General features: G+C 72.6%; 16 protein-coding genes and 1 pseudogene. 8 read left to right on the forward strand and 9 right to left on the reverse strand.

The window, feature by feature from the left end:
• Positions 1-97: 97 nt before the first annotated feature.
• From CD790_RS06780 to CD790_RS06795, 4 genes are all read left to right on the forward strand, one after another.
• Positions 98-1,474 carry a copper amine oxidase gene (locus CD790_RS06780; protein ID WP_144382129.1) on the forward strand — a complete coding sequence of 459 codons (1,377 nt, stop codon included), beginning with the start codon at positions 98-100 and terminating at the stop codon, positions 1,472-1,474.
• A gap of 87 nt (positions 1,475-1,561) precedes the next feature.
• Positions 1,562-2,800: an SAV2148 family HEPN domain-containing protein gene (locus tag CD790_RS06785; RefSeq protein ID WP_144382130.1), complete on the forward strand. Its 1,239-nt coding sequence runs from the start codon at positions 1,562-1,564 to the stop codon at positions 2,798-2,800.
• A gap of 160 nt (positions 2,801-2,960) precedes the next feature.
• On the forward strand, positions 2,961-3,683 hold the full coding sequence (locus CD790_RS06790; RefSeq protein ID WP_144382131.1) for a 3'-5' exonuclease: 723 nt from the start codon (positions 2,961-2,963) through the stop codon (positions 3,681-3,683).
• Positions 3,684-3,762: 79 nt separating this feature from the next.
• Complete coding sequence (locus tag CD790_RS06795) at positions 3,763-4,479, forward strand: TIGR03086 family metal-binding protein (RefSeq protein ID WP_313956477.1); 717 nt, start codon at positions 3,763-3,765, stop codon at positions 4,477-4,479.
• Positions 4,480-4,563: 84 nt separating this feature from the next.
• Here the strand turns inward: CD790_RS06795 and CD790_RS34450 are convergent, their stop codons facing one another.
• Positions 4,564-4,812: a hypothetical protein gene (locus tag CD790_RS34450; protein WP_186318909.1), complete on the reverse strand. Its 249-nt coding sequence runs from the start codon at positions 4,810-4,812 to the stop codon at positions 4,564-4,566.
• A 208-nt stretch (positions 4,813-5,020) separates the two neighbouring features.
• Between CD790_RS34450 and CD790_RS06805 the strand changes: the two genes are divergently transcribed.
• Positions 5,021-5,986, forward strand: a complete 966-nt coding sequence (locus CD790_RS06805; RefSeq protein ID WP_222108226.1) for a zinc metalloprotease — start codon at positions 5,021-5,023, stop codon at positions 5,984-5,986.
• Positions 5,987-6,031: 45 nt separating this feature from the next.
• Here CD790_RS06805 and CD790_RS06810 read toward each other — a convergent pair whose 3' ends face one another.
• Entirely contained in the window at positions 6,032-6,973 is a 942-nt protein-coding gene (locus CD790_RS06810; protein ID WP_399217057.1) for a phosphotransferase enzyme family protein, read from the reverse strand.
• 99 nt (positions 6,974-7,072) lie between these two features.
• Here CD790_RS06810 and CD790_RS06815 point away from each other — a divergent pair.
• Positions 7,073-7,573: pseudogene (locus CD790_RS06815) on the forward strand (glycosyl transferase); the annotation flags it as partial.
• On the opposite strand, the gene CD790_RS06820 reads toward CD790_RS06815, so the two are convergent.
• A complete protein-coding gene (locus tag CD790_RS06820; RefSeq protein ID WP_144382132.1) occupies positions 7,542-8,549 on the reverse strand; it encodes a hypothetical protein in 1,008 nt (335 codons plus the stop codon). The pseudogene CD790_RS06815 and the gene CD790_RS06820 overlap by 32 nt on opposite strands.
• 79 nt (positions 8,550-8,628) lie before the next feature.
• Complete coding sequence (gene erm, locus CD790_RS06825) at positions 8,629-9,363, reverse strand: ErmE/ErmH/ErmO/ErmR family 23S rRNA (adenine(2058)-N(6))-methyltransferase (protein WP_399217234.1); 735 nt, start codon at positions 9,361-9,363, stop codon at positions 8,629-8,631.
• An 875-nt stretch (positions 9,364-10,238) separates the two neighbouring features.
• On the opposite strand from erm, the gene CD790_RS06830 reads away from it, so the two are divergent.
• Entirely contained in the window at positions 10,239-11,453 is a 1,215-nt protein-coding gene (locus tag CD790_RS06830) for a S8 family peptidase (RefSeq protein ID WP_144382134.1), read from the forward strand.
• A gap of 180 nt (positions 11,454-11,633) precedes the next feature.
• The gene (locus CD790_RS06835; RefSeq protein ID WP_144382135.1) at positions 11,634-12,284 is read left to right on the forward strand and encodes a DsbA family protein; all 651 of its coding nucleotides are present in this window, start codon (positions 11,634-11,636) and stop codon (positions 12,282-12,284) included.
• A 69-nt stretch (positions 12,285-12,353) separates the two neighbouring features.
• Here the strand turns inward: CD790_RS06835 and CD790_RS06840 are convergent, their stop codons facing one another.
• The 5 genes from CD790_RS06840 to CD790_RS06860 all read right to left on the reverse strand — a co-directional run bounded on the left by CD790_RS06840 (position 12,354) and on the right by CD790_RS06860 (position 17,140).
• The gene (locus CD790_RS06840; protein ID WP_144382136.1) at positions 12,354-13,247 is read right to left on the reverse strand and encodes an NAD(P)-dependent oxidoreductase; all 894 of its coding nucleotides are present in this window, start codon (positions 13,245-13,247) and stop codon (positions 12,354-12,356) included.
• A gap of 155 nt (positions 13,248-13,402) precedes the next feature.
• On the reverse strand, positions 13,403-14,185 hold the full coding sequence (locus CD790_RS06845) for a sirohydrochlorin chelatase (protein ID WP_144382137.1): 783 nt from the start codon (positions 14,183-14,185) through the stop codon (positions 13,403-13,405).
• An 11-nt stretch (positions 14,186-14,196) separates the two neighbouring features.
• Complete coding sequence (locus CD790_RS06850) at positions 14,197-15,150, reverse strand: ABC transporter permease (protein ID WP_144382138.1); 954 nt, start codon at positions 15,148-15,150, stop codon at positions 14,197-14,199.
• On the reverse strand, positions 15,137-15,961 hold the full coding sequence (locus CD790_RS06855) for an ABC transporter ATP-binding protein (protein WP_144382139.1): 825 nt from the start codon (positions 15,959-15,961) through the stop codon (positions 15,137-15,139). Before CD790_RS06855 ends, CD790_RS06850 begins: the two co-directional genes overlap by 14 nt.
• 42 nt (positions 15,962-16,003) lie before the next feature.
• A complete protein-coding gene (locus CD790_RS06860; RefSeq protein WP_260867390.1) occupies positions 16,004-17,140 on the reverse strand; it encodes an ABC transporter substrate-binding protein in 1,137 nt (378 codons plus the stop codon).
• Positions 17,141-17,172 lie beyond the last annotated feature (32 nt).

The following is a 17,172-nucleotide window of genomic DNA, read 5'->3' on the forward strand; positions in this document are numbered from 1 at the left end:
GTCCCGTCACCCGAGGCCGCCCGACCCGGACCGCGCCCGCGGACCCCGTCGCCCCGTCCGTACCCTCCACCGTCAGCTTCCGTACAGGAGTGCAGCCATGCGTGCCACGCCCGTCCCGCGCGACCGTAGGCGCCGCCTCGCGCGGGGCCGCCGCCCCGCCCTTCGCCTTCGGGCGCTCTCGGCGCTCGCCCTCGCACTGCCGCTGGCGGCGGGAGGCGCGGCCGTCGGCCCCGCGCGGGCGCTGCCGCCCACCGCGCGGCCGCCGTCGGCCGCCGCCCCTGCCGCCCCCGCCGCCGCGTGCGGTGACCCGTACCGCATCGAGCAGCGGTTGACGGGCGGCACGGTATGGCGCATGTGCTGGAGCTACGAGTCGCACGCCGGACTGGTGCTGAAGGACGTCACGTACCAGCCGCGGGGCGAGCCCCGCCCGATCAAGGTGCTGACCTCCGCCAAGCTCGCCCAGATCCATGTGCCCTATGACGACGGCTCGGTGGAGTACGACGACCTCACCGGGCAGGGTTTCGCGCAGGGCCTCCAGCAGTTGGACCCGGCGGAGTGCCCCGGCGGCACGATCAAGACGGTACGGGTGCGGGGGGCTTCGGAGCCGAGCCGGGAGAACGTCGCGGGGTTGTGCGCCACCACCCGCGCCCGAGGCCACGCCTATCGCATGGTGGGCGCCGACGCGGGCGAGGTCCATCAGGTCCAGGACAGGGACCTGTTGGTCTACACCGTCAACCTGGTCGGCTGGTACGAGTACATCACCGAGTGGCGGTTCTCCTCGGACGGCGCCATGACGATGCAGGTCGGCGCCACCGGCTCGCTCTCGCCGATCGACTACGACGCCGGGGACGGCCGCGGGTGGCCCCTCGGCAGGGGCGCCGGGGACTACGCCACCAGCCACAGCCACAACGTCTTCTGGCGGCTCAACTTCGGGCTCGACGGCTCCTCCAAGAGCGTCGTCGAGCAGTACGACTCGACCACCACCCAGGAGTCCGGACGGCTCCCCAGGACCCGCACCACGCGCACCCGCGTCACCAGGGAGCTGGCCGGGGACGCGGTGGGCACCCGCTGGTGGCGGGTCGTCAGCACCGCGGGTCGGAACGCGGACGGCCACCCCAGGTCGTACGAGATCGTGCCCGGCCGCAGCACCCGGTACCAGGGCCGCCCGTACACCCGGCACGACGTGTACGTCACGGAGTACCGCGGCTGCGAACAGTTCGCCAGCCACAACCTCCGCGACTGCGGCGCCCGCGCGGGCAGAAGCGTCGACACCTGGGTTGACGGCCAGACTCTCGAACACCCCGTCGTCTGGGTCCACATCGGCTTCCACCACATCGCGCGGGACGAGGACCAGCAGCCGATGCCGGTCCACTGGCAGGGCTTCCAACTGGCCCCGCGGGACGTCACCGCTATGAATCCGCTCACGCCGCCCGCACTGGCGGGTCACAACGGTCATACGGAAGCGGAACGTTGACCCGGACCTCGATCGATCGTGCTGCACCACCCCTGTGCGCGCAGTAGTCTGCGGTGATCGTTGGACGGGGGCGGAAGGCGGTGCAAGGTGAGCTCGGGCGGGTTGGAGCTGCCCCCTGGCGACGGAGGTTCCGGGGGTGACGGCGCCACCGACGCGCCACCCGGCGCGGTGTCCCTCGTGCGTCCGGTGGAGATCGGCGCGGAGCTGGACTGGGACACCGACGCCTGGACAGAGGTGCGCACCCGCGCCCGCCGCGCGGGGCGCGCGTACATCTGGTTGAACCTCGTCGAGCAGCGGCTGCGCGCCGTCGTCTCGGCCGTGCTGCGACCCATCTACGAGCCGGTCCACGGCGACGACTGGGTGGTGGCGGCCGCCGGGCCGGCGGGCCAGGAGTGGGTGCAGCGCGCGGTGGCCGTGCGGGAGGTCAGCCGCCGCAAGGGCTATCTGCTGGACCCGGCGGACGACAACGTCATCAGCTTCCTCACCCTCCCGCAGCTGCGGGAGCTGCTGGTCCAGCACTGGCCCTGCTTCGAGCCCTACCTGGACGACCGGCGCGACCTGGAGCTGGCCCTGGACGAGCTGGAGGTCACCCGGAACGTGGTCTCCCGCAACCGGGCGCTGTCCCAGACGGTGCTCGCCCAGGCCGAGCGCGCCTCCGCGCGGCTGCTGGAGATACTCGGCAGCGGCAACGTCTCCCCGTCCGCGAACCGACTGCCCATAGACGCCGTCGAGGACCTGGTGGGCGACCGCTACGCCGATGTCGTCGGGGTCCACCCCGACCGGGTCCGGCTGCAGCGCCAGCTCCCCGCCGAGGACCTGTTCGGCAACGCCCGCCGCCTGGACGCGGTGGGCATCGGCCTCAACCTGCTGGTGCAGAACTACTCGGGGCGGCGGCTGGTCCGGCTCGCCGAGACCGGCTGCCGGGCCCGGCTGCTCTTCCTCAACCCGGCCAGTAGCGCGGTCCGCCGCCGGGAGCGGGAACTGGGCCTGAAGAAGGGGGAGATGAGCCGCTCCGTGGAGATGAACATCCTCCACATGCGGCGGGTCCGCTCCCGGCTCCGCGACCCGGGCGCCTTCGAGATCCACGTCTTCGACGAGACACCCCGCTTCACCGCCTACCTGGTCAACGGCGACGGGTCGGACGGGCTCGCCATCGTCCAGCCCTATCTGCGCAAGGCGCGCGGCATGGAGGCCCCGGTGCTGGTGCTGCGCGGCGGCACGCCGAACGTGGTGCGGGAGGACCGGGACGAGATCGAGAACGGACTCTTCGACACCTACCGGGAGGAGTTCGAGGGCGTGTGGGCGGACTCCCGGCCGGTGTCCTGAGCACCCTCCCCGCCGCCCTGCCGCCGGCCGGTGCCGGAGCCGCCGCCCGGGGGTTCCGGGGCGCCGCGGCCACGCCCCGGCGGCCGGCGGGGCCGCGTTGTCAGTGGTGCGTGCGAGTCTGATGGACAACCGGGGGAAAGTACCGCGAAGGAGGGCCGCCATGGGCTGGCACCGGGAGCTGCTGATCGGCTTCGATCTTGAGACGACGGGCACCGATCCGCGTGAGGCGCGGATCGTGACCGCCGCGGTCGTCGAGGTGAAGGCCGGGGAGCCGATCGGGCGACGGGACTGGCTGGCCGATCCGGGCGTGCCCATACCGGACGACGCCGTCGCCGTGCACGGCATCACCAACGAGCGCGTGGCGGCCCGCGGCCGGCCGGCCGCCGAGGTGGCCGACGAGGTGGCGGACGCGTTGGTCGGACACTGGCGCGCCGGCGCGCCGGTGGTGGCCTACAACGCGGCCTTCGACCTGAGCCTGCTCACCGCCGAGTTGCGCCGGCACGGGCTGCCGTCGCTGGGCGACCGGCTGGGTGGAGCCGAGACCGGCCCGGTCGTCGACCCGCTCACCATAGACCGGGCCGTGGACCGCTACCGCCGGGGCAAGCGCACCCTGGAGGCCGTCTGCCAGGTCTACGGCGTGGTGCTGGACGGCGCGCACGAGGCCGGGGCGGACGCGCTGGCCGCCGCGCGGGTCGCCTTCGCGGTCGCCGAGGCACACCCGACGGTCGCCGCCATGGAGCCGTGGGAGCTCCACCGCGAGCAGATCGGGTGGTACGCGGAGTGGGCCGCGGGCTATCAGCAGTGGCTGCGCCGCAAGGGCACACCGGAGGCCGTGGTGGACGGCGGCTGGCCGCTGCGGGGGCCCGCCACGCCGGCGGGCTGACTCCGAGCGATGAGTCCTCCCGGGCTGGAAGGTCTGTATCAAGGCCCTACAGGGAGACCATCGGACGAGGAGAGCCACCGTGACCGACGACATCAGCGACATCCAGCCCGAACACCACCACCCCGGAAATGGCGATATGGGCGAGAAGCCTGTTATCGGCGGCACGGCGGAAGAGGTGGAAGGGGGTGTCGTCCCCATCGACCTCGGGCCCGCGACGCGCGGGGTGGCCGCGCTGTTGGACGGCGTCACCGACGCGCTGCTGCCGGCCCGCACACCGTGTGCGGAGTATCCGGTGGCGGCGCTGCTGGACCACCTGATGGATCTGACGGTGGCCTTCCGGCACGCGGCGCGGAAAACCGAATGGATCCCGCGCGGGTCCGGCGGCGGCGCGGAGTCGACGCCCCCCGGGGCGCCGCGCGCCTCGGCGGGCCGGCTGGACCCCCGGTGGCGCGATCTGCTGCCGCGGCGGTTGGACGAGCTGGCGGCCGCCTGGCGTGACCCCGCCGCGTGGACCGGCACGGCCGAGGCGGGAGGAGTGACCCTGCCGGCCGAGGCGATGGGCATCGTGGCCCTGGACGAGGTGCTCATCCACGGGTGGGACCTCGCGCGGGCGACGGGTCAGCCGTACGAGCCCGACCGGGGCAGCGTCGAGGCCGTCTTCGGGATGCTCGAGGAGACGGCGAGCGAGGAGGGGGTGGCGGGCATGTTCGGGCCCGCGGTGACGGTTCCGGACGACGCCCCCCTGTGGGACCGGGCCCTGGGGCTCACCGGCCGCGACCCGTCGTGGACGCCCTGAGTCCATCGGCGGGCGACGAGGAGGTCCGGCGGGGGCCGACGCCGCGGCGGGGCGCGGGGTCGACCGCCGGCGGGCCTCGGAGGCTCACGCGCGGATCCTGAGCACGGTGTCGTCGCAGTGCAGGATCTCCACCTCCCGATCCGGGCGTTCGGAGTCGGCGAAGGAGGCCACGAACCGTCGGCCGTCCGTCGTCCGCCACCGCCCGGCCGCCGTGGCCGGCGCGTCGCCGCGCCCGATCGGGTGATCGACGAAGGTCCCGTCCGGTCTGAACTCCAGCGCCCTGCGGCCGCGCGCCAGCGGAAAGTCATAGTCGGTCGGCCGATAGACCGCCACGCCTTCGGTGTCCTCCTCAAAGGAATGCACCCATCGCCGGAAAAGGCAGTCAGACGATTGACGTGTCATAATTAGTCCGCTTTCAGGGTAACTTGCCGTAGATCTTAGGCTGTGTCTACACTTTTAAGTGTATGGGTCCGCGGTAGTCCGCACCGGGCCCGCGCCTCCCATGAGCAGTGAATTCCTTGAAGCATGAAGGAGGTGCGGCATGCCAGAAACCGAAGAGTTCACCGGCCTCGAACGCGGGCAGTACTGCGGAACGATGGCCCTCCACCGCCGGCTGCTGGAGCGGGACGGGGAGTACGCCGCGAATCGCACGGTGATCGAGAACCACGCCTTCGCGTTCGCCACCGGGGAGCTGACCTCGGGCAGGACCGCTGTCACCAAGATCCCCGTCGTTGTCCACGTCGTGTTCAACACCGACGAACAGAACGTCAGCGACGAGCAGATCCACAGTCAGATAACCGCGCTCAACCAGGACTTCCGGAAGGCCAATCCGGATGTCAGCAAGGTGCCCGCGGTGTGGCAGCCGATCGCCGCCGACAGCCTCATCGAGTTCGAGCTGGCCACCACCGATCCGCAGGGGCAGCCCACCAACGGCATCACGCGTACGCAGACCCAGAAGGAGAAGTTCGATTCGGAAGACGACTCCGTCAAGTTCCCCGCGAAGGGCGGAGTGGCCGCCTGGCCAGCCGACCGCTATCTGAACCTCTGGGTCTGTCAGGTGTTCAGCAGCGCGATCGGCGGCACCCTGCTGGGCTACGCCCAGTTCCCGGGTGGTCCGCCCGAAACCGATGGTGTCGTCATCAACTACAAGGCGTTCGGCACCACCGGCACCGCGAGCGCGCCGTTCGACCTCGGCCGCACCGCCACGCACGAGGTCGGGCACTGGCTCAACCTGCGCCACATCTGGGGCGACGACTTCGACGGTTGCAGCGGTAGCGACTTCGTCGCCGACACCCCCAACCAGGGCGGCGAGAACACGGGGATGCCGACCTTCCCCAAGATCTCGTGCAACAACGGGCCGCACGGCGACATGTTCGTCAACTACATGGACTACACCGACGACGCCGGGATGTTCATGTTCACCCGGGGCCAGGTGACCCGGATGGAGGCCACCCTGGACGGCTTCCGTTCATCCTTCAACGGCTCGGGAGGCGGCGGTCGCGGCTAGCGTGCCGGGGGGGGGGTGGCCCGGGCGTCGGGACCACGGCGTGGATCAGAACGGGTGCCAGCGCACCGTCGCGTCGCCCTCGCGCAGTGAGGCGATCCGGCGGTCGAACTCCCTCCGTGCCGCCGGGTTGCCCGGGGCGTGCTGTGCCACCCAGGCGCAGCTGGCGGTCTCGCGGGCGCCGCGCAGCAGGGCGCACCCGTCCCAGTCGCGCACGTCCCAGCCGTACGCCACGACGAAGTCGTCGTAGGCGGCCGGATCGAGCCCGTACCGGTCGCGGGAGAGCGCCATCACGACCAGGTCGTGCTCCCGCAGGTCTGCCGAGAAGGTCTCCAGGTCCAGCAGCACCGGGCCGTCCGGGCCGACGTGCACATTGCGCGGCAGCGCGTCGCCGTGGATGGGGCCGAGCGGAAGGTGCGGGGTCAGCTCGGCGACGCCGGCCGCGAAGTCGTCCCGGCGGGCGCGCAGACAGGCGGCGTCCGCCGGGTCGATCGCGTCGCCCGCGAGTCGCAGCCAGCGCTCGACCCCGCCCAGCAGCTCCCGGCGCGGCAGCTCGAAGGGCGGCGCGGGCAGCGCGTGGACGAGCCGGAGCAGCTTCGCCAGGTCGCGCGGTCCGGCCGGGCGCACCGCCGCCGGCAGCCGCTCCCAGAAGGTGACGAGGTGCCCGTCGCAGGCCAGCGGCTGGTCCGCGCCCCATGGCGCGGGGCGTGCCGTGGGCAGTTCCTCGGCCGCGAGCCACTCGGCGACCCGGAGTTCCCGCTCGGCGCGGTCCCGGGCGTGCGCGTCGGCGGTGCGGCTGATGCGGACCACGAGGTCCGGGCGGTCGGGCCGCTCGACGGCGAAGACGGCGTTCTCGCCGAAGGCCAGCAGCCGGGCATGACCGCCCTCGTGCCGGGGCAGCGGCACCGCCTTCGTGAGCACCGCGCGCGCCCGCTCCTCGGTGAACGCCACCGTGCCCCCGGACTCCGCCCCTCCCGCGGTCTCGGTCACGCCCCGCCCCTCTCGCCGTTCCGCCTGATCGGCCCCAGTCTCGCACTCCGGGACCCGGCCGCCGGGCGGGGGCCGGGGTGATCGGAATTCGATTGCACGAGACGTATCGTCTTGTTTGCCCTCCGGTCGCACGCCGACCGCGTCGACGAGACCGTGTACACCTTCGTCGGCGCCTGCCAGGGCGCCCGGGACGAGACCGAGTGGCGCCGTCCCGCCGCGGCCGCCCAGGACAAGGTGCTGCTGATCTCGCTCGGCTCGACCTGGACCAGGGAGCCGGACTTCTACCGCGCCTGCGTGGCGGCGTTCGGCGGGCTGCCGGGCTGGCACGTGGTGCTCCAGATCGGCGCGCACGTCGACCCGGCGGAGCTCGGCGAGATCCCGGACAACATCGAGGTCCACCGCTGGGTGCCGCAGCTGAGCATCCTCCGGCAGGCCGACGCCTTCATCACCCACGCCGGCGCCGGCGGCAGCCAGGACGGCGGGCGCACCGGCCGCGCGTGGACCACCGCGCACGGCGGGCGCCGGCCGCCGGGATTGGCTCAGTGGAATCGGTGCCGCCGGGATCGGCTCAGTGGAATCGGGTCGTCACGATGCGCGCCTTGTAGATCTGGGCCTTCGACTTCCTCCGGTGACCGCCGGAGGAGAAGTACACGGTGTCGTCGCCGAACCGATCGTCTTTTGTCCCGCTCGAGTCCCGGGTCCACATCGCCTGGCCCGACGCGTGGATCACATACGACTTGACCAGCTTGCTGGCGGGCTGGCGGTACCAGACCGTCCCCTTCTCCCGGGTCCTGCGGTCCACCCAGTACACGCCGTTGGTGTCGGTGATCAGGAGACGCCGTGGGTCGGCGTAGTCGGGCTGCACATCGTGGCCGTGGTGCTTGCCCTCCGGCACCCCCCTGCGCAGGTCGATGTCCCGGCCCACCTTGCGCAGCCGACAGGCGCGCAGGCTGCCCACGACCTCGTAGCTGCGCAGGATCGGGCCGCCGATCACCCACAGCAGCTTGAGCCGGTCGTCCCACAGCACCCCGTGCGGCTCCTTCAGCGCGCCCAGGTCGCGGGCGTGAAGCGTCTGCACCTCCCGGAGCGTGCCCACGTCGCTGCTCTTGGGGCCGAAGACGTGCAGCGCGCCGCGTGACCCCGCGACGACCACGGCGAGTCTGTCCGGCACCCGCTCGATGCTGTGCGGATAGCTGCTGACGGGCGCCTCCCACAGCAGGTCGCCGTGGCCGAGCCGGCTGCCCCAGCGGCCGAACCGGACGATCCCGGCCCGGCCGTTGCCCGGCCGGCCCGCGGTCATCAGCACGAGCGTGCCGTACCGCCGGGTGTCGCGGAACCGGATCTCGAACGGGTTGTCCCAGCCGGTGCGGCCGTCGCCCGGGTCGAAGACCCAGTCGACGGTCGAGTTGTTCCACCGCTCCGTGCGGTCGTAGACCAGGAACCGGTTGGAGTGCTGCTCGCAGATCGCCACCGGGAAGTCGACCGGAGCGGCGTTCGCGGCGCCGCCGAGCCAGCTTCCCACCGGTACCGCGGCCGCCCCGGCCACGGCCCCGCGCAACAGGATCCGCCTCTTCATGCGTTTTCCCTCCCGAGGGCGGGAGCGCCCCCGCGTCGCCCCGCCCCAGGAGATGTGCCGACCCGCCGGACGGGTTCCCTCAGCGGCGCGACACCGCGCGGTACAGCGTGAGCCACTGATCGGGCGTCACCTGCGCCACCACCACATCGCGGCGCAGCCCCGCCCGGTGGAACGCATCGTCCAGCCTCCGGGTCGGGCAGGCGCGCCGCAGCGAGGCGTGCAGACTGCCGCCGACCCCGGAGAAGCCGAGGTCGACCAGGCGCGCGTACGCCGCCCGGTCCGTCGACGTGCCGAGCAGCGGCTCCGGTCGCCGGGTCAGCCGCAACAGGCCACCGTCCACGCGCGGCACCGGTCGGAAGGCGGTGCGCGCCACCCGGCCGCACAGCCGCCACTCGACCTCCGGCCAGCTCCGCACGGTCAGCAGGGACCAACGGCCGTAGTCGCCCGAGCGCTTGCGGGCGTACTCCCACTGCGTGAGCAGGGTCGCCGAGGTCAAGCGGGGGGCCCGCAGACACCACCGGACGACCTCGGAGGTGCGGGCGTAGGGCACGTTGGCCACCACCGCGAACGGGGTGTCGGGGGCGACGGCGGTGAGGAAGTCCTGTCGCACCACCCGCACCTGCGGATACGGCCGCAGCCGCGTCCGCAGTCCGTCGATGAGATGGTGGTCGACCTCGTAGGCCACCAGGGTGCGGCAGTGCGGCGCGAGCGCCTCGGTGAGCACGCCGCGCCCCGCGCCCACCTCGATGAGCAGATCGGTGGGGCGAGGGCGCGCGAGGCGCACCAGGCGTTCCACGACGCGGGGGTCGACCAGGAAGTTCTGGGAGAGCGTGCGCCGGGCGCGGTCGCGCTCGGCGCGACGGGGCTCCCCGGCGGGGTGTCGATCGGGGGTGTTCCGGGTGGTGTCGTGCTGGATGCGGGCCACGGCCGGCGGTCCTTTCGGAGCCGGACGGGTGGCGGCGCGAACGCGGCGCGGAACGGCGTGACGGCACGGGCCCGCGCGTCGCGTCGGGGCGCCGTGTCAGGGCACGGAACGGCGTGGGTCGGGCCTCGCCACCCGTCCGGAACGAGTGATTCCTGGACGGACGGGGGCCCTGGCGGCTCGGCGGCTCAGGGGATGACTGGGCGGGTCCGGGCCGGCCAGGGCACCGGGCCACGCCGCGGGCGGCGGGTCGACGGAAGAAAGGCGCACGCACGCGCCACCCCGGCGAGGCCGTGGGTGGGGAACCGGGTGAAGACGCCGATGCCGGGACTGCCGCCCATCGGTGAACTCCTCCCGTACGTGCGCCGAACCGCCCTCGCCGGCTTGTCGGCAGGGGCGCGGAAGCGCGACTGGACGCGCGGCGGGGAGCGCCACGCGACGAGTGGACCGTACGACTCCGACGAGTGGACCGCAATCGGATTACGGCCCCGAGGATGAGCGGCGCGGCCGAGCGCATCGTCAGGGTGGGAGCGCCGCGGACCCCTGCCGCTTTGCCCGCGTTCGGTGGACTTCGTTGATTCGCAAGGACGTTGCGTATGTCACACCGGCCCCAGGAGTCGTCCCGGAGCTTGAAATCGGGGCCGCTCATCGGACAGGGTTTCGAGTCAATCCGGAGCGGAACTCCTTGCGTTCCGGGTGGAGTTGCGACGTCTCGATACGGTCGCGGCTCGACTTCCCCCCACAACCTCACGAGGAGGAACCTCGTCATGGCCACACACAAGCGTGTCGGCAAGCGGAAGATCGCCCTGGGCATAGCCGCGGCCGCCGCGGTGACCGCGGGCGCCTTCGTCGCCCTTCCGGCCGGCGCGTCGACGCCCGCCGAGGGCACGGTGTACGGCACCGAGTCCAAGGACGCCGTCGACGGCAGCTACATCGTGCTGCTGAAGGGCGGCAAGAGCATCAAGGCCGCCTCCGAGGGCGAGGACCTGGCCGAGGAGTACGGCGGCACCCTGAGCCGCAGCTACGACTCCGCGGTCAACGGCTTCTCGGCCAAGGGACTGACGGAGACCGAGGCCAAGCGCCTGGCCGCCGACCCGTCGGTCGCCAAGGTCGTCCAGAACCAGCGGTTCAGCATCGAGGCCACCCAGGAGAACCCGCCGTCGTGGGGCCTGGACCGCGTCGACCAGGCCGACACCGCGGGCGACCAGAAGTACACCTACCCCGACAACGGCGGTGAGGGCGTCACCGCGTACGTCATCGACACCGGCGTGCGCGTGACCCACAAGGACTTCGAGGGCCGCGCGGTCTCCGGCTTCGACGCCATCGACAACGACGACGACGCCAACGACGGCCAGGGCCACGGCACCCATGTCGCGGGCACCATCGCCGGCGCTCAGCACGGTGTCGCCAAGAAGGCGAAGATCGTCGCGGTCCGGGTCCTCGACGACCAGGGGTCCGGCACCACCGAGCAGGTCGTCGCGGGTATCGACTGGGTGACCGAGCACCACCAGGGCCCGTCGGTCGCCAACATGAGCCTCGGCGGCGGCGCCGACGAGGCGCTGGACGCCGCGGTGAAGAAGGCGATCGCCTCCGGCGTCACCTTCGCCGTGGCCGCGGGCAACGAGTCCACCGACGCCGGCCAGGGCTCGCCGGCCCGCGTCCAGGAGGCGATCACCGTCGCCTCCAGCACCGAGGACGACCAGCAGTCGGACTTCTCCAACTTCGGCCAGATCGTGGACCTCTACGCCCCGGGCTCGGAGATCACCTCGACCTGGAACGACAGTGACGAGGGCACCAAGACCATCTCGGGTACCTCGATGGCCACCCCGCACGTCGCGGGTGCCGCGGCGGTCTACCTCGCGGGCCACCCGGACGCCACGCCCGACCAGGTGGCGGCCGCGCTGACCGAGGGCGCCACCCCCGACAAGATCTCCAACCCGAGTGAGGGCACGCCGAACAAGCTGCTCAAGGTCGTGGAGTAGGCACCACCGCGAGACCCCGCTCCGCGCACCAGGCCGGCCGTCGCACCCCACCCCCACGGGGCGCGGCGGCCGGCCGCGTCCGCCCACCCCGGCGGCCCACGCCCCCGGGGCGAGTGGCCCGGTGGATCGGGCGGTGATCGGCCCTCAGCCGCAGGCCACCGGCGGACTAGGCTCATGCACATGACGACGCAGCAGACGATCCACCAGACCTCCGCCGCCACCGACACCGTTCCCAAGGTCGACTTCTACTTCGACCCCGCCTGCCCCTTCGCCTGGATCAGCTCGCGCTGGATCCTGGAGGTGGAGCGGCAGCGTGAGCTGGAGCTGCGGTTCCGGGTGATGAGCCTGTCGGTGCTGAACGAGGGACGCGAGGACATCCCGCAGCGCTACAAGGACATGCTGGAGAAGGGCTGGGGGCCGGTCCGGGTGTGCGTCGCGGCCGCCCGGCACCACGGCGAGGAGGTGCTGCGCGACCTGTACACGGCGCTCGGCACCCGCATCCACAACGGGGGCAACAAGGACACCGATGTGGTGATCAAGGAGGCCCTGGCCGAGGTGGGACTGCCGGCCGAACTGGCCGAGGCGGCCCACGACACCGCGTACGACGAGGCGCTGCGCAAGAGCCACCACGAGGGCATGGACCCGGTCGGCGAGGAGGTCGGCACCCCGACGATCCACATCGACGGGGTCGCGTTCTTCGGCCCCGTCCTCACCGCCGTTCCGCGGGGGGAGGACGCGTTGCGCGTCTTCGAGGGCGCCCGACTGCTGGCCGGCTACCCGAAGTTCTTCGAGCTGAAGCGCACCCGCACCGGCGACCTCGACTTCAGCTGACGACCCGGCGTCCCGGCCTCCGCGCGGGCCGCGCCCCCGGCGTCCGTCGGCGCCGGGCGCGCCGCCCCGTCACGCGGTGGGCTTGACCAGCTCCACCAGGCTGGACAGCCCCTGGTGACCGAAGCCGTCGGCCACCCGTCGCTCGATCAGGCGCAGCACGGGAGCGATCAGCTCCGCGTCCATGCCCTGGTCGGCGGCGACCTGGCTCATGGTGCGGTAGGCGCTCACCTGCATCTCCAGGGAGCTGCCCTGGGAGGTGTACGCGCCGCTGTCGATCTCCCGCGCGCTCTCCGGGAGGTTGGCCACCATGGCGTTGAGGAAGGGGACCAGCAGCGAGGTGAACCCGGTCGCCGGAACGCCCTCCGTGGACACCAGGGCGACGGCCTGGAAGTAGCCCGCGAACATGCCGTACATGGCGCTGAGCATGGCCAGGTCCTGGAGCGAGGCCAGCCCCGGGTCGGGGCTCACGTGCACCGCCGCACCCAGCACGGACAGCTCCTTCTCGTACCGCTGGAAGGCGTCCTCCGCGCCGCTGTAGAGCAGCAGCGCCGCCGGGGTGGCGATGCCCTGCGGCACCGCCATGATCCCGCCGTCCAGGTACGCGCCGCCGCGCTCGGCGACCCTGGCCGCCATGGCGCGGGCCTGCCGGGGCGTGCCGTTGGTGAGGTTCACCAGCGTCGTGCCGGCCAGCGCGCCGTCCGCCGCGTCACCGGAGACCGCGTCCAGCACCTCGTCCACGGCGTCGTAGTCCAGGACGCACACGATCACCAGCGGGCCGGCGGCGACCGCCTCGGCGACCGACCCGGCGCGGGTCGCGCCCCGGGCGACCAACGCGTCGGCCTTGTGGGGGGACCGGTTCCACACCGTGGTCGGGTGGCCGGCCGCGAGGAAGGCGTCGGCCAGCGCCGTCCCCATCAGACCCAGACCGATGACCGTCACCGGGGTGTGCTCTTCGTTGGCCATGACCGCTCCTCATGCTGTGCGTCGTCGTTGCTCCGTACCGTCTCCGATGCTGGTCGCACGGCTAAAGTTGATCAAGTACGCACAAAAAAGTCAGATACCCACCTGCGGGTAAGCGCGCAGGTCAGCCGGTGTGTGCCGGCTCGGCCGGTCGCGGGTCAGGCGGTGAGCGCCGGCTCGGCCCGGAGCCGCGCGGCGTCGTCGTAGCGCTGGAGCAGCAGCCGTGCCAGCTCGGGGGAGGGGCCCAGCACCCCGGCCAGGACGTCGGCGCCCGCCTCCCGCGCGCCGGCGGCGATCCGGTCCGGCAGCCGGCCGGGCGCGATGACGTACGGCGCGACCGCGACGCGACGCACCCCCTCCGCGCGCAGCGCGCGCACCGCGTCCTCCGTCCGGGGGAGGGATGCGGAGGCGAACGCGGGCCGCACGGCGCACCAACCGGTGTGCCGCCACTCCCGCGTGATTGCTGCGATCACCGCGCTCGCCTCCGGGTCGGTGGAGCCCGCCGAGGCCAGGACGACCCCGGTCGAGGCTCGGTCGGCCGGGTCCAGCCCGGCCTCGTACAACCGCCGCTCCAGTGCGGCGGTCAACAGCGGGGACGGTCCGAGCACGCCGGCCCGACGGACCGTCAGCCCCGGGTGCCGCGCCGTGGCCTCCCGCAGCACCGCGGGGATGTCGGCCTTCGCGTGGAAGGCGCGGGTGAGCAGCAGCGGCAGCGCCACCACCTCCCGCGCCCCCTCGGCCGCCAGCCCGGCCAGCACCCCCGGCACGCGCGGGGCGTTGAAGTCCAGGAACGCGGCCTCCACCCGCAGCCCCGGCCGCAGCCACCGCACCCGGGCGCACAGCTCGGCGACGGTCGCCGCGTGCCGGGGATCGCGGCTGCCGTGCGCGATGACCAGCAGCACGGGGGCCGGTGCGGTACGGGGTGCGGGGCGGGGACGCATGGGATGCGGCCTCAGCGGGCGGCGGCCAGCAGGCCGCGGCTGCGCAGCACCCGGCGCTCGATGGGGGCGAACACCAGCAACTCGATGGCGATGCCGACGAACAGGATGAGGGTGATGGCGAGCAGCACCCCCGCCATGTCGGAGTTGTTCCGCTGGTTCTCCAGGTACTGGCCGAGTCCCAGCCCCAGGTCGGGCGAGGCCGCGATGATCTCCGCCGCCATCAGCGACCGCCAGGAGAACGCCCAGCCCTGCTTGAGCCCGGCGACGTAACCGGGGAGCGCGGCCGGCAGCAGCACATGGCGCGCGCTGCGCAGCCCGCGCGCGCCCAGCGTCCGCCCGGCCCGCAGGAACAGCGGCGGCACCTGGTCGATGCCGGAGACCAGTCCGTTGGTGATGGACGGCACCGCGCCCAGCAGGATGACGGTGTACATCATCGAGTCGTTCAGCCCCAGCCAGATCACCGCCGGCGGCACCCAGGCGACCGACGGCAGCGACTGGAGTCCGGACAGGATCGGTCCGATCGCGGCCCGGACGAACGCCACCCGGGCGACGACCAGCCCCAGCGGGGTGGCGATCGCCAGCGCGATGAGGAAGCCGAACAACCCGCGCGAGACGCTGGTCCAGATGATGTCGAACAGTTCGCCGCGGAGCCACAGCTCGCGCAGCGCCTCCCACACCAGCTTGGGGTCCGGCAGCTTGTAGTCGTCGGTGACCTCCGCCCAGACCAGCGCCTTCCAGACCACCAGCACCAGGGCGACGGCCACGATGGGCGGGAGCACCTTCTGGACCAGGACCTGCGCCAGCGAGGCCCGCCGGACCTGGACCGCGTCCAGAGCGTCCAGCCCGGCCTCCAGGCCCGCGAGGTCCTGCCCGGCGGACGACCCGGGCGCCGCCGCCCGGTCGGACGGACCGGGCTTCCGCACCGTGTGCGGCGCGGCGCCGCCGTCGGTCTCAGTGCTGGCCATGGCGGCGGATCTCCCCACGCAGTTGTTCCGTGATCTCTATGGACAGGTCCGCGACGGCCGCGTCCTCGATGCGGCGCGGCTGCGGGATGTCCACGGCCCACTCGCGGACGACCCTTCCTGGGCGCGAGGAGAGCAGCACCACGCGCTGGGCGAGCCGCACCGCCTCGCGGACGTTGTGCGTGACGAACACGATCGACACGCCCGTCTCGCTCCAGATCCGGGTCAGCTCGCCGTGCAGCACATCGCGCGTGATGGCGTCCAGCGCCGCGAACGGCTCGTCCATCAGCAGGACGTCCGAGTCCTGTGCCAGCGCCCGGGCCATCGCCACGCGCTGGCGCATGCCGCCGGACAGCTCGTGCACCCGCTTGCGGTACGCGTCGCCGAGCCGCACCAGCTCCAGCAGCCGCTGGGCCTCGGCCCGGCGCTCCGCCCGGGGGACGCCCCGCAGCCGCAGGGCCAGTTCGACGTTCCTGCCCGCGGTCAGCCACGGGAACAGCGCGTGCTCCTGGAACATCAGGGCCGGCCGGCCGCCGGGCACCGCGATCTCCCCGGCGGACGGCGCGTCGAGCCCCGCGATCAGGTTGAGCAGCGTCGACTTGCCGCAACCGGAGGCGCCCAGGAGGCAGACGAACTCACCCGGCCGCACCTCCAGGTTGATGTCGTCCAGGACGGGCTGCGCGGTCCCGGCGCGACCGAACGCCTTGTGGACGTGGTCGAGTCGGACGGCGGGGCCGCCGGTCGCGGCCGGGGCGACGGCCTGTGCGCCGGCACGCGCCGTGTGGGTCTTCTCGGGGGTCAGGGCCGATGACATCCGGTCACCTCCGGTTGCGTACGTGAGGGGAGGACGGGCCGGCTACTGTTCGCCGAGGCCGGCGGCGGAGACGGGGGGCTTGCCCTCGGCCTTGAGGACCTTGTTCAGCGGCCGCAGGTCGTAGATCCCCTTCAGGTCGGGCTCCTCCAGCAGCCCGGCCTGCACCGCGTGCTCGGCCTCGGTGTCCAGCGTCGCGGCCAGCGGGTCGTCGATGACCTCGATGGACTTCCACGCGGGGTCGATCACCTCGGCGGGCAGCGGCTTGCCGCTCAGGTCCTCCAGCGCCGCGTTGGCCTCCCGCTTGGCCCGGTCCGGGTTGTCCTTGATCCACTGGTTGGTCTTCACCGACCCGCGCAGCACGGCCTCGACGACGTCCGGGTGCTCCTTGAGGAATCCCTGCCGCACGATGACGTTGGTGATGACGAACTTCTCGTTCGGCCACAGCGTGGCCTCGTCCAGCAGCACCTTGCCGCCCTCGGCGACGAGCTTGGAGGCGGTGGGCTCGGGCACCCACGCGCCGTCGATGGCGCCGGACCTGTAGGCGTCCGGGGTGATCTTGTTGTCGGTGCGGACCACCGACACGTCGCCCTTGCCGCTCTGCGCGTCGACGTCCCAGCCCTGCTCGGCGATCCAGTTCAGGAACGCCACGTCCTGGGTGTTGCCGTGCTGCGGGGTGGCGATCTTCTTGCCCTTGACGTCGTCCAGGGACTTGATCTTGTCGGGGTTGACCACCAGCTTGACGCCGCCGGAGGCGGACCCCGAGATGATCCTGAGGTTCTCGCCGTGGGACTTCACATAGCCGTTGATGGCCGGGGACGGGCCGATCCAGCCGATGTCGAGGGAGTTGGCGTTGAGCGCCTCGATCTCCGACGGCCCGGCGTTGAAGGTGAAGGGCTGGATCCGGGTGCCGCCCAGCTCCTTCTGGATCAGACCGCCCTCCTTGAGGCCGACCAGGGCGGTGGCGTGGGTGAGGTTGGCGAAGTAGCCGATCCTCACCTTGTCCAGGCCGTCGATCTTCTCGCCCTTGGCGGCGGGCACGGCCCGGTCGTTGTCGTCCTTCTGGGAGCCGTAGCCGCAGGCGCCGAGGGCGCCCAGGAGCAGCGGAACGACGGCCGCGGCCGCGATCAGTCGTCGTCGACGGAAACGGGGACCAGTGACGGAGGATGCGGCAGACAGCACGGGAGGGGTTCCTCTCGGAGCGCGGAGCGGGG

This window comes from Streptomyces sp. SAJ15 (assembly GCF_007595705.1).
Classification (GTDB): domain Bacteria; phylum Actinomycetota; class Actinomycetes; order Streptomycetales; family Streptomycetaceae; genus Streptomyces.